Here is a 15,209-nt window from a genome sequence, read left to right as displayed (position 1 = left end):
TCTCTCAAAGAATAACAAAGGGGCCGGTCATGTGATCGACCTCTTTGTTATTTAAAAAGCTCCCGGCATATATCCGCAATTTTTGAAAAGAAACGGACTTCAATTTTTTCTGTTTTTTTGGTCAACGCTTTTTTATTCCCGAGAGGAATAAAAATTCGTTTAAAACCTAATTTCTCCGCTTCGGCAATCCGCTGTTCGATACGACTAACGGCTCTAATTTCTCCGGATAAACCGACCTCTCCGGCAAATACCGTATCTTTGGGAAGAGCTGCATCCATATTAGAAGATAACACGGCCATAACAACTCCCAAATCAAGAGCGGGATCACTCACCCGGATACCTCCGGCTATATTTAAAAAGACATCTTTAGCCGCTAAACGGAAACCGACTCGTTTCTCCAAAACCGCCAATAACATATTCAAACGTCTGGTATCAAAACCGGTAGCCGAACGTTGAGGGGTTCCATAAGCAGCCGTACTCACCAACGCCTGTACTTCCAATAAAATAGGTCTTACCCCCTCCACCGTAGCCGAAACGGCAATGCCGCTCAACTCTTCCCCGTGATTCGACAATAGCAACTCAGAAGGATTAGTCACCTGACGTAATCCCGATTGCAACATCTCGTAAATCCCGATCTCCGAGGTCGATCCGAAACGATTTTTCATAGAACGCAATATCCGATACATATACTGCTGGTCTCCTTCGAACTGCAAAACGGTATCCACCATATGTTCCAGTATTTTAGGACCGGCCAATTGCCCGTCTTTGGTAATATGTCCGATCAATATGGTGGTAATCGTATTCTCCTTTGAAAATCGTAACAACACGTTCGTACACTCCCGAATTTGAGACAAACTACCGGGAATAGCATCAACGGCCTCCGTGGCCAAAGTCTGAATAGAATCAATAATCAACAACTTCGGTTCTAAGACCTTAGCATGTTCCAACACGGCTTCCAAGGAATTACCGGAAAGAAACAGACAATCGTCATTTTCAGCCCCTAAACGTTGTGCCCGCATTTTAATCTGAGATACACTTTCCTCCCCCGACACATAAAGCACCTTACCGCAACGATTATGAAGGGCAAACTGAAGGACCAAGGTAGATTTACCGATCCCAGGTTCTCCCCCCAACAAAATCATAGAACCGGGAACTAAACCTCCTCCCAGAACCCGGTTCAACTCATCGTCTCTGGTATCCATCCGTTCGTCAGCATTGGCCTTTACCTCCGACAATCTCAAGGGTCTTAACGAACTCCCTCCGATTCCGGAAGTCGCCCGATTACCTTTCGTGATAACCTCCACCTCCTCGACAAAACTATTCCACTCTCCGCAGGTAGAACATTTTCCAACCCACTTGGGTTCTTTGGCTCCACAATTCTGACAAACAAAAACACTTTTTGATTTTACCATATCCTTCGTAAATTTAGTAAAATGTCATGCCGTAAAAAATACACGCCATACTACTCCGGAAAGCATTTCAGATGCAAAGATCAGGCATAAGACTCTTTTTATTCACAATCAACGATGAAATCCGAAACTCAAATCCCAACTAAAAAAACTCTTCCTCCTCCTCCGGCTGGATCGCTCTTCCGTCTTTTTCCTCGTCACCACAATCCAAAACATTATTCATTCCTACAGGAGCCTCAAAATCCCGTTGAGGCATGGCAATGGATTTATCTGCATATACTTTTTGCATAAACAGGGCCCAAATAGGTAAAGCCATACTGGCTCCCTGTCCGTTTGCCAAATTTTGGAAATGGATAGAGCGATCTTCGGCTCCGACCCAAACACCTCCAGCCAAATCTGGAGTAATACCGATAAACCATCCGTCGGAATGATTTTGTGTCGTACCCGTTTTACCCCCGATCGGATTCGTAAAGTGATAACGGAAACGGATACGCCTTCCCGTTCCTTCGTCAACGACCGCTTTCAAAAGACTTGCCATCAGATAAGCCGTATTTTCAGTAATAACCTCTCTCGATTCCGGTTCAAAACGGGCCAATACATTCCCGTATTTATCTTCAACCTTCGTTACCATCATCGGAGAATTATAGACTCCTTTATTCGAATAAATAGCAAAGGCAGATACCATCTCTTTTACAGAAATTTCAGAAGATCCTAAAAACAGGGCAGGCACCGGATCGATGAAACTGGTAATACCCATTTTATGAGCCATCTGGGCCACCGCCTCGGGAGTAAACTGCTTCATCACCCACCCGGAAATATTATTCACGGAATTGGCCAATCCCCATTTCAACGTTACCCACTCGTTTTCCCGTTTATCCGTAGAGTTCCGAGGCGTCCAGGTTGTTCCGTCGGGTAACACAAATGTCTGAGCAACATTCAAAACCTTCTGACAAGGAGCTAACCCTTCCTGCATAGCCAATGTATATAGGATCGGCTTGATCGTTGATCCCACCTGGCGTTTTCCCACGCTCACCATATCATACATAAAATAGCGATAGTCCGGTCCTCCGACATAAGCTTTTATATTACCGGTCTTCGGATCCAATGCCATAAAACCGGCACGGAAAAACGATTTATAATGTTTAATCGAATCCATAGGGGATAAAACCGTATCTCTGACACCTTTCCAGGTAAAAACAGACATTTGTACCGGTTTTAAAAACTCCTTTTTTATTTCACTATAAGTTTTACCTTCTGCCAGCATGGATTTATAACGATCAGAGCGTTTAACGGCCTGATTCAAAATATCCTCTATTTCCTCTTTCGTCATATCGTTTGAGAAGGGAGGATTTTTCTTTTGCACTCTTTCATTATGAAAGGTCGGCTGCAACGTCTGCCCCAAATGCTCCGCCACGGCCTCTTCCGCGTATTTTTGCATGCGCGAATCCAAAGTCGTGTAAATTTTTAAACCGTCGGAATAAATATCATAATATGATCCGTCAGATTTGAAATTCTTATTACACCAACCATAAAGCGGATTCGTTTCCCAAGCAACGGAATCCAAAACATATTGAGACTTATTCCATTTGTAATCCTCCCGCTTCGGCTTATTGGCCGTCATAAACTGCCTTAAATATTCTCTGAAATAAGTAGCAATCCCTTCCTTATGATCCTCTTTTCTAAAATCAATGCCCAAAGGTAAAAGGGTTAAAGAATCATATTCCGCCTGGGTGATTTTACCGTATTTATACATTTGTCCCAATACCACATTCCGGCGTCCCAAGGTTTTATCCGGACGACGAACAGGATTAAACAACGAGGGATTTTTAGCCATACCGATCAACATTGCGGCCTGTTCCACCCGCAGAGAATCAGGAGTCGTAGCAAAATAAATATTAGCCGCCGAGTTTATGCCGACCGCCAGATTCAAAAAATCAAATTTATTAAGGTACATGGTAATGATCTCCTCTTTCGTGTAACTCTTTTCCAATTTTACCGCAATGACCCATTCCCGAAATTTACGCAAAGCCAATTCCATAAAATTCTGATTGGCCGAACGCGGAAACAGCATCTTTGCCAATTGTTGCGTAATCGTACTCCCTCCTCCGGAAGAGCTACTTCCCGTTACCATTCCTTTTGCCACCCGGAACAGCCCCCGTACATCGATACCGCTATGCTCATAGAAACGTACATCCTCCGTGGCAATCAATGCGTCTACCACACACTGGGGGATATCGTGGTAGTCCGTATAACGCCGGTTCTCACTTCCCCGAAAATATTTTCCAATAATTTTCCCATCCGCAGAATAAATCTCACTGGCAAAACGATTATTCGGATTCTCCAATTCCTCGAAAGTAGGCATAAAACCTAACTTCCCGTCAGATATCAAATAAAAAAAGAAAAAAATACCTGCCACGAAAAGAATAAACAGACTCCAAAAAATCGTAAAGCTTTTCCAATATCTTTTTAACATCTTATCCGTATTAATTTTGAGACGCAAAGTTAGAAAATAAATCTGAATCTTTCCCTTATAATATATTCTTAACTCTCTGGTCTTTCCTCACAAAACTCACCTATGCAAACTATTCCAAAACTTCGAGAATGATTTTTAAATTATTTATCTCGCACTCGCTGGATCGGAGCTGAAGCGATATATCGGGAGAAGTCCATTTACAATCCAAAACCTTCTCTTTTAAATCACCTTTTTTAATCGGAAATGTTATTCTGGATTTTATCGACTGCCCTACGTCTTTTACCACAAGCAAAGCATCACAATCCACTTTTCCCTCGAAACGGATTTTTATTTGTTCCGGCTTTTTAAATTTGGATTTAAAATCAAAAGAAGCCTCTTTTTGATGAATGACAGTATAAACTTCTGTCTCTGAACCTCCTATCTGTTGATACCATAAAATCACACCTATTATAAATAATATCAATAAGGCCCCTATATAAATCAATCGATTTATTTTTTTCTTATTCATAATTTCAAATTATTATTCTGTAAAAATAAACGATTTTCTTTTATTCCGGCACAGGTTTATTTTGTTTTTAAACAAAAAACAAACAAATCACAGACTTGGCTATAATTTTGTAATGATACTTAGGTATTTACGATACAACATTTTCAACCGATAAATGACGAACGATTAATATTCGTCCCAACTTTTAATCACGATTTCGTCCGATCCGACTTTACAGATCGCGTAAATAAAAGCACTTGCCAAACGAGCGTTCGTTATTAGCGGAATATTATAATCTACCGCTGCCCGGCGAATTTTATAACCATTATCAAGTTCTCTTTTCGTATGATTCTTAGGTATATTGATCACCAAATCCACTTTTCTCTCTTTCAAAAATTCCATGACATTCGGCTCTTTGTCCTCATCCGGCCAATAAAGAACGGTAACCTTTATTCCATTCTCCTCGAAGAACTTTGCCGTACCTTCCGTGGCATAAATAGTATATCCTTTTTCCTGTAACATCCGGGCAGAAGTAAGTAATTCCACCTTCGAACGGGAGGGACCGGAAGAGATTAAAATATTCTTACGAGGAATCCGGTGCCCGACCGAAAGCATACTTTTCAATACGGCTTCATAATAATTTTCCCCTATACAACCGACCTCCCCGGTAGATGCCATATCGACTCCCAATACCGGATCTGCCTTTAATAAACGAGCAAAAGAGAACTGGGAAGCTTTGATCCCGACATAATCCAGATCAAAGACCGACTTATTCAAGAGCTCCACTTTTTCTCCCAGCATGATTCGGGTCGCCATATCTATAAAATTATATTTCAACACTTTTGAAACGAATGGAAAACTCCGCGACGCTCTTAAATTACATTCTATCACTTTAATATCGTTATCTTTCGCTAAAAACTGCATATTGAAAGGACCGGAAATATTTAACTCCTTCGCGATTAACCGGGTTATTTTTTTTATTCTCCGAATCGTTTCTATATAAAGCTTCTGTGCCGGAAATACAATGGTCGCATCTCCCGAATGGACTCCTGCAAACTCGATATGTTCACTAATAGCATAGGCTTTGATCTCACCATCCTGAGCCACGGCATCGATCTCAATCTCCTTTGCTTGCTCTATAAATTCGGAAACCACCACCGGATGATCTTTGGAAACTTCAGCCGCCAGTTCAAGAAAATATACCAACTCTTCCTTATTCGATACCACGTTCATAGCAGCACCGGAGAGGACGTAAGAAGGACGTATCAAAACCGGAAAACCAACCTTATCCACAAACTGGTAGATATCTCCGATACTCGTCAATTCACTCCACCGAGGTTGGTCTATACCCAATTCATCACACATAGAAGAGAACTTTTGCCGATCTTCCGCCCGGTCGATAGACTCCGGGGAAGTCCCCAGGATAGGCACTTGTTGTCCGTATAAACGCATAGCAAGATTATTGGGAATCTGTCCTCCCGTTGAAACGATTACCCCTTTAGGATCCTCGAATTCCACGATATCCATCACCCGTTCAAAAGAGAGTTCGTCAAAATAGAGTCGGTCGCAAATATCATAATCCGTACTCACCGTCTCCGGATTGTAATTAATCATTACCGAGCGGAAACCCGCGTTACGAATCGAATCCAAAGCACTGACTCCACACCAGTCAAATTCGACGCTACTCCCGATACGATAAGCTCCTGACCCTAATACAATTACCGAACGACGATCGTGTTCATATTCAATATCATTGGTTTCTCCGCTATAGGTAAGATAAAGGTAATTGGTCAATGCCGGGTATTCGCCGGCTAACGTATCGATTTGTTTTACACAGGGTAAAATACCTAATTTCTTTCGATAGTTTCGTATCTTTAGCATCTTCTCGTGGGGAGAAAGAGATGTATTCCTAATCACTATGCGTCCGATCTGAAAATCCGAAAAACCGTACCGTTTGACCTTTCTTAAAAACGATTTGTCTATACTCGTCTCTTTATCAAAAGATTTCAGTTCTTCTTTCAGTAAATGAATATTTTCCAAACGTTGAAGAAACCATCTGTCAATTTGTGTTTTTTCATGAATTCTCTCAACACTATATCCCTTATCGAAAGCAGCCGCAATAGCAAAAATACGAGCATCCGTAGGATGAATAAGCTCCTCGTCGACATCCTTTATTTTTACCATATTACCGACAAAGCCATGCATCCCTTGTCCTATCATGCGAATTCCTTTCTGAATCGCTTCTTCAAAAGTACGCCCTATAGCCATGATCTCTCCCACGCTTTTCATAGAAGAGCCTATCAGTTTGGAAACACCTTCGAACTTGTTTAAATCCCAACGCGGAATTTTACAAACCACATAATCCAGGGCGGGCTCGAAGCAAGCCGTCGTTACTTTGGTTACCGAATTTTTTATCTCGTGTAATCCGTAACCTAATCCCAATTTTGCAGCAACAAAAGCCAACGGATAACCGGTAGCTTTAGAAGCCAAGGCACTCGATCTGGATAGTCTGGCATTTACCTCTATCACCCGATAATCTTCCGAATTCGGATCCAGCGCATATTGTACATTACACTCCCCGATAATGCCTATATGCCGGATTATTTTGATAGCAACGGCTCTTAATTTATGGTATTCACTATTACTCAGCGTCTGGGAAGGAGCAACTACAATACTTTCACCGGTATGAATACCTAACGGATCGAAATTCTCCATATTGCATACCGTAATGCAATTATCATATCTGTCCCGGACAACTTCATATTCTACCTCCTTCCATCCTTTTAGCGACTCCTCCACCAAAACTTGAGGGGAATAAGAAAAAGCACTCTCTAACAATCGTTTAAACTCTTCCATAGAGGAACAAAAACCGGAACCTAATCCACCCAATGTATAAGCAGCCCTGACAATAACGGGGAAACCCACCTTTTGAACGGCGACAATAGCTTCTTCCATTGTACTTGCCGCAATACTTTTAGGAGTATGCACCTGAATTTCGGATAATCTATGTGCGAAGATCTCCCGGTCTTCCGTATCGATAATCGCTTGCACGGGAGTTCCCAGTACCTCTACATTATATTTTTTCAAAACTCCCATTCGATGTAAAGTAATCCCGCAATTTAAAGCCGTTTGTCCACCGAATGAAAGAAAGATTCCATCGGGACGTTCTTTCTCGATCACTTTTTCTACAAATTCGGGAGTCACAGGTAAATAATAAATTTTATCCGCTACTCCTTCCGAAGTCTGCACCGTAGCAATATTGGGATTGATCAATACAGAATAAATTCCTTCTTCCCGTAAAGCTTTTAAAGCCTGTGAACCGGAATAATCAAATTCTCCCGCTTCTCCTATCTTTAAAGCTCCCGAACCCAAAAGCAATATTTTTTTCATCTCTCTCATCTTCATCTATTTTACAACATTCAAATTCTAATCATTATTCATTCTCTCCATGGCTCTTATAAAATCGTCAAATAGAAATTCCGTATCCACAGGTCCACTTGAAGCCTCAGGATGAAATTGCGCCGAAAAAAAAGGTTTCGTTTTATGCCGAATCCCCTCATTCGTTCCATCATTTACATTCACGAAAAGAGGTTCCCACTCTTTCGGCAAAGTCTTTTCATCTATAGCAAAACCATGGTTTTGTGACGTAATATAACAACGCCGACTACCCGGTTGCATAACCGGTTGATTATGACTTCTATGTCCGTATTTCATTTTATAAGTTTGTGCGCCGGCAGCCCGAGCCATCAATTGATTACCCAGGCAAATTCCCATAATAGGGATATTTTTTTCCAACATAATCTTTATGTTTTCTATGGTTTTACCGCACATGGCCGGATCTCCCGGACCATTCGATAAAAACAAACCATCGTATGACTCCCGTGTAAAATCATAATCCCAGGGAACTCTTTTTATCGTAACATCTCTTTTCAACAAACACCGCAATATGTTATTTTTTACACCACAATCCACAAGCAACACTTTATATTTTCCATTTCCGTACTCCATGATTTTTTTCGTAGAGACTTGTGCAACGATATTATCTTTATTCGGATCATAAAAAGGAATTTCTTCTTTATCAAACACGATTTTCCCTATCATGGCTCCACTTTCTCGTAATTTTTGCGTCAATGAACGGGTATCTATACCGAAAATTCCCGGAACCTTTTGTTCCTTTAACCAATCTCCCAGACTTTTTCGCGAGTTCCAATGACTGTATTGAAAGGAGTAATCGGATATAACCAAAGCACTGCAATGAATTCGGTCCGATTCAAAAAATTTGGAAATACCATCGCGTTCATCGTCTACCGGAACCCCGTAATTCCCAATCATAGGATAAGTAGGTACCAATATCTGCCCTTTATAGGAAGGATCTGTCAAACTTTCGGGATAACCAGTCATTGCGGTATAAAAAACAACTTCCCCGGAAACCGATTTCTCGTAACCAAAGGAAGTTCCTTCATAAATAGTCCCGTCTTTTAAAACCAGACGAGCATTTTTCAAATTATGCATATTTATTCTATTGTACTATAGATTATGATTCATTTTCGGCAAAAATAGGGGTTATTTTCGAAGATTCAAAGCATATTTATGTAATATAACAAATAAATATGCAATTTATCTTCTCTCTATTGAAAATCAAACTATTTTATTTACTTTTGTATAGTGCAATACACAAGATAATATGGGAAACAAAACAAAACGTTTGTTGATCATCCGTAAATTAATTGATAACGAACAGATCAGCTCGCAGGAAGAACTTCTATACAGATTAAAACAGGAAGGAGTAGAAGCTACTCAAAGCACGTTATCGCGTGATTTAAAATTTATGAGAGTAGCTAAAATACCACACAAAGATAAAGGTTACATTTACATCATTCCGGATAATATGCAAAACGAACAATCTGATGAAAAAGCATCTACCATCGTTACCGATGCTATCCTCAGTATCGATTTTTCCCAAAATATCGCTGTTATTAAAACTCTACCCGGGTATGCCAAGGCCGTTACTGTTCTTATTGATAGCGGAAACTATTTTGAAGTATTAGGTACCATAGGAGGAGATGACACGATCCTCGTGGTCATGCGTGAAGGAGTAAATCGAAACGAATTATTGGACGCCCTCTCTTCCATCCACCCCAACATCCATGCATTGTATAAATAACGTTAATACATTAATAATATCTGTAAATATATCTGTAATATTACCTTTAAACAAAGCTATTTTCAATTTTCAATCGGCAATTTTGAATTATATCGAAAATAGTTTGTAAACTTGCATCCCGAATTTTCAAAAAGATAAGATGGAAACAATATATAGAAAATCACCATTGACCGCCTTAATTGAAAAATTGAAGAATGAGGGAAAAAAGGTGGGATTTGTACCGACAATGGGTGCATTACACGAAGGACATATATCTCTCGTCAAAACTTGTAAACGAGATAACGACATAACGGTTGTCAGTATATTTGTAAATCCGACGCAATTCAACGATAAAGAAGACCTGAAAAGGTATCCAAGAACCGTCGAAAAAGATACCGCTCTTTTGGAAAAAAACGGTTGTGATTACGTATTCGTACCTGATGTAGAGGAAATCTACCCGGAAGAAGATACTCGTAAATTCGATTTCGGATATGTCGAGACGGTCATGGAAGGAGCAAAACGTCCGGGTCATTTTAACGGAGTAGGACAAGTCGTCAGTAAATTATTCGATATTGTTAAACCTCACCGGGCTTATTTCGGGATGAAAGATTTTCAACAAATTGCCATTATTAAAAATATGGTAAAACAATTACATTATAACTTGGAGATCATTCCCTGTCCTATTGTTCGTGAAGTAGATGGGTTAGCCATGAGTTCAAGAAACACACTCCTTGAACCTTTACATAGACAAAACGCACCTCACATTCATAAAATACTTCAAAAAGCAACCGAATTAACCGGTAAAATGAATGTGGAAGAGGTAAAACAATGGGTAGTAAATGAAATCAACAAAAATCCTTATTTGGAAGTGGAATATTTCGAAATTGTAGACGATACGGATTTACGTCCAATCAAAGATTGGAATGAAAACAAAACTAAAGTCGGTTGTATTGCCGCTTATGCCGGTAAAATCAGACTAATCGATAACATTGTATTTTAATCATTCATCACAAATACCACGAATATGTTCATAGAGGTCGTTAAATCCAAACTTCACAAGGTGACCGTAACTGAAGCAAATCTCCAGTACGTAGGAAGCATCACCATTGACGAAACTCTGATGGAAGCAGCCAATCTAATTGAAAACGAGAAGGTACAAATCGTAAACGTAAACAACGGAGAAAGATTGGATACTTACATTATAAAAGGAGAACGCAATTCAGGTGTTGTCTGTTTGAACGGACCCGCCGCACGAAAATGTGCTGTCGGAGATATAATCATAATTATATCTTACGCTATGATGGATTTCGAAGAAGCCAAAAAACACAAGCCCATTCTGGTTTTTCCTGAAACAACAACGAATAAACTGATATAATATTATGGATTATCTACCGTATATAAAAACTAAAATAGCCAAAACGCAAGAAGAAGCGTCACGTACTTTAAGTTTATGGAGATTCAAAGACGAGAGAATTGTTTTCACGAACGGTTGTTTTGACATTCTTCATAAGGGGCACATCGAATACCTGGCTCAAGCAGCCAATCTCGGTACCAAGTTAATTGTCGGGCTAAATACAGATGCCTCTGTTAAACGTCTGAAGGGTGAAAACAGGCCCATAAATAACGAAGATGCCAGAGCTTTAGCCCTTGCTTCTCTTATCTTCGTCGATGAAGTTATTTTTTTTAATACCGATACTCCCTATGATCTTATTAACTATGTTCAACCCGATGTGCTGGTAAAAGGCGGAGATTATAATCCGGAAAACATTGTAGGTTATGATATAGTAAAAGCAAAAAACGGAAAAATCGTAACGATAGACTTCGTAGAAGGTTATTCCACAACTTCCATCTTAAATAAAATATAACAGTACGATAAAATACCCCATAAAAAGTTGACCGATAGATTATTTTGGTCAACTTTTTTTATCCCCATATCCTGTGAAAAAAAAGTGAATTAAAATCGAAATAAAAAGAATAAAATCATTTTGATTTTTCATTTCAACATCCATGTAATAATAAAACCAAAACATACAAGTATGTTTTTTATTTTTAATTCGATTTGTTTCTACAAATTATTAACATGAATATCTTATTTCTTTACAAAAAATTTATCCGATAAGAATACAACTAACAGCTGTGAATAACTAAATAACATTCCTATCAATCAGTATATTAATAATAAAAATCTTGTGAGTAAATTTACTATCTATTTTTAATAACGAATAAAACAAGAGACATGTAAATATTTTATTACAACTACTCACACACTATTATTATTATCAATTTACTTTTTAAATAAAGAAAAAATATAATAATAATAAGAGAACAATAACTTGCTTTTCGAAGATATTGTTCATTGAAATGCTTTTGTAAATAAGATTTTTATTTGCGAAAGGATTTTTATCAGATTCTTTCGCAAAAATTCCCTATCTTAGCACGATTTATTATTATAGGGTAATACTGTATTTAAAGAGACAAAATGAGAGTAAATATAATCAACAAGTCAAAACATGCTCTTCCGGAATACAAAACAAATTATTCCGCCGGAATGGATATTCGTGCTAATTTAGAGCAATCTATCATGCTAAAACCTTTGGAAAGAAAACTTATACCGACGGGACTTTTTATAGAGTTGCCGGAAGGATATGAAGCCCAGATCAGACCGAGAAGCGGTTTAGCTTTAAATGAAGGAGTAACCGTTTTAAATACACCGGGTACCATTGATTCTGATTATAGAGGAGAAATAGGTGTTATTCTTGTTAATCTATCTCACGAAATGGTTCAAATTAACGATGGGGACAGAATTTGTCAAATGGTTATACAAAAGTTTGAACAGGTTGAACTTGTTGAGGTAAAAGTTTTAAATGTAACGGAGAGAGGTGAAGGAGGTTTTGGTCATACAGGTAAATATTAAAACAACATAAAAATATAATGATCAAATCATTACTTACGTTTCTATTTATTGGATGTACTGTTTTATCTTTTGCCGATAAAAAAAATAGTGTAGTTTCTACTTTGGATGATGATAAAAAAGTAGCGTTTAACTATGCTTTTATGGAAGGGGTACGGTATAAAATATTGGGGGATTTTAAGTCTGCCATATCTTGTTTTGATCAATGTATGAAAATTGATAATAAAAGTGCGGCAGTACGTTATGAATTGGCTTCTGTTTTAGCATTGACGGATAATTTGGATATTCCTTTGAGATTGATGCGGGAGGCTGTGGAGTTAGAACCTTCTAATATTTGGTATAAAATTTTATTGGCCAATGTATTAGAAAAAAAATCGATGATAGATCAAGCTTGTCTTGTTTATGACGAATTGATAAAACAATACCCGGAAAGAGAAGATTTCTACTTGATTGAAACGAATTTGTTTACCTCTGTGGAGAAATGGGAAGAAGCTATAAGTGTATTGGATCGATATGAAAAACAGTTCGGTACTTCGGAAGTTTCTTCTATAGAAAAAGTTAAGTTATATGCTAAAGCCAAGAATATAAAAAAAGCTTCTTCGGAAATTTTAAAGTTAATAAAGAAATATCCTGGAAAAAGTGACTATTTAGGATTATTAGCAGAGCTTTATTTGTTGAATGATCAGGAGAAGAAGGGGTTGCAAGTATTGAATAAGTTAATGGAAAAAGATCCTTCAAATGGTTTTGTTCTTTTTTATTTGACTGATTATTATTTGCAAAAGAAGGATACCTTAAATGCTGACGTTTATTTGAGAAAGGCTTTACTAAACGATAATAATGATAACAATTTTAAAGTTCAGTATCTTTTAAAATTGATAGTTAACTCTTCCGATTCGTTTATGTCGGATAAAAGAATAGACGAATACATAGGATTATTATTGGAAAAATACAGTGATGATTTGGCCGTGAGAACGCTTTATGCGGATTTACTGAAAAAAGATAATAAGTTAAAGGAGAGTGCGAATGAGTTAGAGTTTGTATTGTCTAAGGATAAAAATAATTATCTAATTTGGGAAGAGTTGTTGTTGTTATATAATCAATTGGGTGATACTGTTTTGATGTATGATAGAGGGAAAGAGTGCATGAAGTATTTTCCTAATCAACCTTTACCTTATGCAATGGTTAGTTTGCCTTTGATGATTCAAAAAAAATATAAAGATGCCTTAGTATATTTGAATGAAGGCCTCGAATTGTCTCCTGAAAATTCTCCTATAAAAGCTCAATTTTATGCTTATTTAGGCGAGTGTTTTTATGTTTTGGATAGTGTTGAACGTGCTTTTGATATGTTTGATGAAGTACTGAAGATCAATCCGAACGATATTATGACTTTAAATAATTATAGTTATTATCTTTCTCTCAGAAACGAACGTTTGAACGATGCAGAACGTATGAGTGCGAAAACGGTTTCCGTAGATCCGAATAACCCTATTTTTCTGGATACCTATGCTTGGGTATTGTTTAAGCAGAAAAGTTATTCATTGGCTAAATATTATATGAATATAGCCATTGAAAAGAGTCAGTCGCCTTCAGGTGTTTTATATGAACATTACGGAGATATCTTATACATGAACGGTGAGAAAGAAGAAGCTGTAAAAATGTGGAAAAAAGCATTGGAGTTGGGTGACGAGGAAGCAAATAGTGAATTAGAAAATAAAATTGAGCATGGATTATTGATTGAAAATGAGAAGTAATTTATTTGTTTTATTATTGGTTGTTCTTTTCATTTCCTGTCATTCGGCAAAAAAATTGCCAAAACAAAGGGAACTTGAGAATATTTCAGAAGGAAGACTATTTAGGAATATTGTTGAAAATGAATTGGATTTTCAAACTTTGTATTCTAAGAAAATGGATATTTCTTTGCATACAAAGAAAAAATCAAATAGCCTGAAAGCTACGATGCAAATGAAAAAAGATAGTTTTATTTGTATCTCTATGTCGGCATCGCCTCTTGGAATTAATGTTGCTCGTTTATTGTTAACTCCAGATAGCGTGAAGTTTATTAATTTTCATGATAAAGAATATTTTATATCGGATTACAGCTATTTTTCCAACAGATTCGATTTAAATTTAAGTTTTGATTGTTTTCAGCGGATTCTTTCAAATTACTTTTTTAATTTTGAATCCTGCACTTCTTTGAATGATAGGACTAAACGATATAAATTCGATAAGTCTGGAAATAATTATTTACTTTATACTTTGGAAGAAAAAGCATTGGGTAGAAAATTAAAGAAATTATATAAGAAAAGAAGGAAAAACAAGGAGTACTCTTTAATTTTGCAAGAGATTCAAATAGATCCTGATTATTTCAGACCTTGTTTCGTTTCTATTAAAGATATAGAAGAACAGATAGGATTGAACGTAAAGTATGATGATTTTAAGGATTTCGGTGGGTATTTGTATCCTGGAAAAATTCTTTTTAATCTTTATATGGAATCGGATCCGATTGAAGTTAAAATTGTTTTTGACAGATTGGAGTTTGATGTAAAAGTAGAACCAAATTTTAAAATATCCAGTAAATACAAACGAATTTATTGATGGTGGTTGTGCGGTATATATTGATTTTTTTGATTCTGCATGTTTCAATTTTTTCTTTTTCTCAATCTATAAATGAGGTAAAGAAAAAGAAAGAACAGGCAGAAAAGGAGATTTCATATTTAAATAAATTGTTGAGTTCTACCCGGAATAATCGTATGACCACTTTGCAAAAGCTTACTATAATCAATCAA

Annotated in this window: 12 protein-coding genes; 7 read left to right on the top strand and 5 right to left on the bottom strand. The window is 37.4% G+C overall.

The annotated features are described in order from the left end of the window. Positions 1–47: 47 nt before the first annotated feature. The 5 genes from radA to carA form a co-directional block, all read right to left on the bottom strand. Positions 48–1,412, bottom strand: a complete 1,365-nt coding sequence (gene radA, locus QZR76_RS02605; RefSeq protein ID WP_294140113.1) for a DNA repair protein RadA — start codon at positions 1,410–1,412, stop codon at positions 48–50. A gap of 139 nt (positions 1,413–1,551) precedes the next feature. Then, positions 1,552–3,882, bottom strand: a complete 2,331-nt coding sequence (locus tag QZR76_RS02600) for a transglycosylase domain-containing protein (protein ID WP_294140111.1) — start codon at positions 3,880–3,882, stop codon at positions 1,552–1,554. 109 nt (positions 3,883–3,991) lie between these two features. Continuing rightward, a complete protein-coding gene (locus tag QZR76_RS02595; protein WP_294140109.1) occupies positions 3,992–4,390 on the bottom strand; it encodes a hypothetical protein in 399 nt (132 codons plus the stop codon). A gap of 165 nt (positions 4,391–4,555) precedes the next feature. Further along, entirely contained in the window at positions 4,556–7,774 is a 3,219-nt protein-coding gene (gene carB, locus QZR76_RS02590; RefSeq protein WP_294140107.1) for a carbamoyl-phosphate synthase (glutamine-hydrolyzing) large subunit, read from the bottom strand. Between the two features lie 21 nt (positions 7,775–7,795). Then, a complete protein-coding gene (gene carA / locus QZR76_RS02585) occupies positions 7,796–8,881 on the bottom strand; it encodes a glutamine-hydrolyzing carbamoyl-phosphate synthase small subunit (protein WP_294140105.1) in 1,086 nt (361 codons plus the stop codon). Between the two features lie 172 nt (positions 8,882–9,053). Here carA and argR point away from each other — a divergent pair, with 172 nt between their 5' ends. The 7 genes from argR to QZR76_RS02550 all read left to right on the top strand — a co-directional run bounded on the left by argR (position 9,054) and on the right by QZR76_RS02550 (position 15,018). Beyond that, positions 9,054–9,533: an arginine repressor gene (gene argR / locus QZR76_RS02580; RefSeq protein ID WP_294140103.1), complete on the top strand. Its 480-nt coding sequence runs from the start codon at positions 9,054–9,056 to the stop codon at positions 9,531–9,533. Positions 9,534–9,672: 139 nt separating this feature from the next. After that, complete coding sequence (gene panC, locus QZR76_RS02575) at positions 9,673–10,512, top strand: pantoate--beta-alanine ligase (RefSeq protein WP_294140100.1); 840 nt, start codon at positions 9,673–9,675, stop codon at positions 10,510–10,512. Between the two features lie 24 nt (positions 10,513–10,536). Continuing rightward, entirely contained in the window at positions 10,537–10,887 is a 351-nt protein-coding gene (gene panD / locus QZR76_RS02570) for an aspartate 1-decarboxylase (RefSeq protein ID WP_294140098.1), read from the top strand. Positions 10,888–10,891: 4 nt separating this feature from the next. Continuing rightward, positions 10,892–11,377: a D-glycero-beta-D-manno-heptose 1-phosphate adenylyltransferase gene (gene rfaE2 / locus QZR76_RS02565; protein ID WP_294140096.1), complete on the top strand. Its 486-nt coding sequence runs from the start codon at positions 10,892–10,894 to the stop codon at positions 11,375–11,377. 614 nt (positions 11,378–11,991) lie between these two features. Beyond that, positions 11,992–12,426 carry a dUTP diphosphatase gene (dut, locus tag QZR76_RS02560; RefSeq protein WP_294140094.1) on the top strand — a complete coding sequence of 145 codons (435 nt, stop codon included), beginning with the start codon at positions 11,992–11,994 and terminating at the stop codon, positions 12,424–12,426. Positions 12,427–12,443: 17 nt separating this feature from the next. Next, complete coding sequence (locus QZR76_RS02555) at positions 12,444–14,174, top strand: tetratricopeptide repeat protein (protein WP_294140092.1); 1,731 nt, start codon at positions 12,444–12,446, stop codon at positions 14,172–14,174. Beyond that, positions 14,164–15,018, top strand: a complete 855-nt coding sequence (locus tag QZR76_RS02550) for a DUF4292 domain-containing protein (protein ID WP_294140091.1) — start codon at positions 14,164–14,166, stop codon at positions 15,016–15,018. Before QZR76_RS02555 ends, QZR76_RS02550 begins: the two co-directional genes overlap by 11 nt. Positions 15,019–15,209: the final 191 nt, after the last annotated feature.

It is taken from the genome of uncultured Sanguibacteroides sp., from assembly GCF_900543425.1.
Lineage (GTDB): Bacteria > Bacteroidota > Bacteroidia > Bacteroidales > Marinifilaceae > Gabonibacter.
This window is presented reverse-complemented; position numbering and strand designations above follow the sequence as displayed.

Bases quoted from the DNA above. Each gene is read 5' to 3' on its own strand.
- radA (WP_294140113.1), bottom strand. From the start codon at position 1,412: ATGGTAAAATCAAAAAGTGTTTTTGTTTGTCAGAATTGTGGAGCCAAA.
- QZR76_RS02600 (WP_294140111.1), bottom strand. From the start codon at position 3,882: ATGTTAAAAAGATATTGGAAAAGCTTTACGATTTTTTGGAGTCTGTTT.
- QZR76_RS02595 (WP_294140109.1), bottom strand. From the start codon at position 4,390: ATGAATAAGAAAAAAATAAATCGATTGATTTATATAGGGGCCTTATTG.
- carB (WP_294140107.1), bottom strand. From the start codon at position 7,774: ATGAAGATGAGAGAGATGAAAAAAATATTGCTTTTGGGTTCGGGAGCT.
- carA (WP_294140105.1), bottom strand. From the start codon at position 8,881: ATGCATAATTTGAAAAATGCTCGTCTGGTTTTAAAAGACGGGACTATT.
- argR (WP_294140103.1), top strand. From the start codon at position 9,054: ATGGGAAACAAAACAAAACGTTTGTTGATCATCCGTAAATTAATTGAT.
- panC (WP_294140100.1), top strand. From the start codon at position 9,673: ATGGAAACAATATATAGAAAATCACCATTGACCGCCTTAATTGAAAAA.
- panD (WP_294140098.1), top strand. From the start codon at position 10,537: ATGTTCATAGAGGTCGTTAAATCCAAACTTCACAAGGTGACCGTAACT.
- rfaE2 (WP_294140096.1), top strand. From the start codon at position 10,892: ATGGATTATCTACCGTATATAAAAACTAAAATAGCCAAAACGCAAGAA.
- dut (WP_294140094.1), top strand. From the start codon at position 11,992: ATGAGAGTAAATATAATCAACAAGTCAAAACATGCTCTTCCGGAATAC.
- QZR76_RS02555 (WP_294140092.1), top strand. From the start codon at position 12,444: ATGATCAAATCATTACTTACGTTTCTATTTATTGGATGTACTGTTTTA.
- QZR76_RS02550 (WP_294140091.1), top strand. From the start codon at position 14,164: ATGAGAAGTAATTTATTTGTTTTATTATTGGTTGTTCTTTTCATTTCC.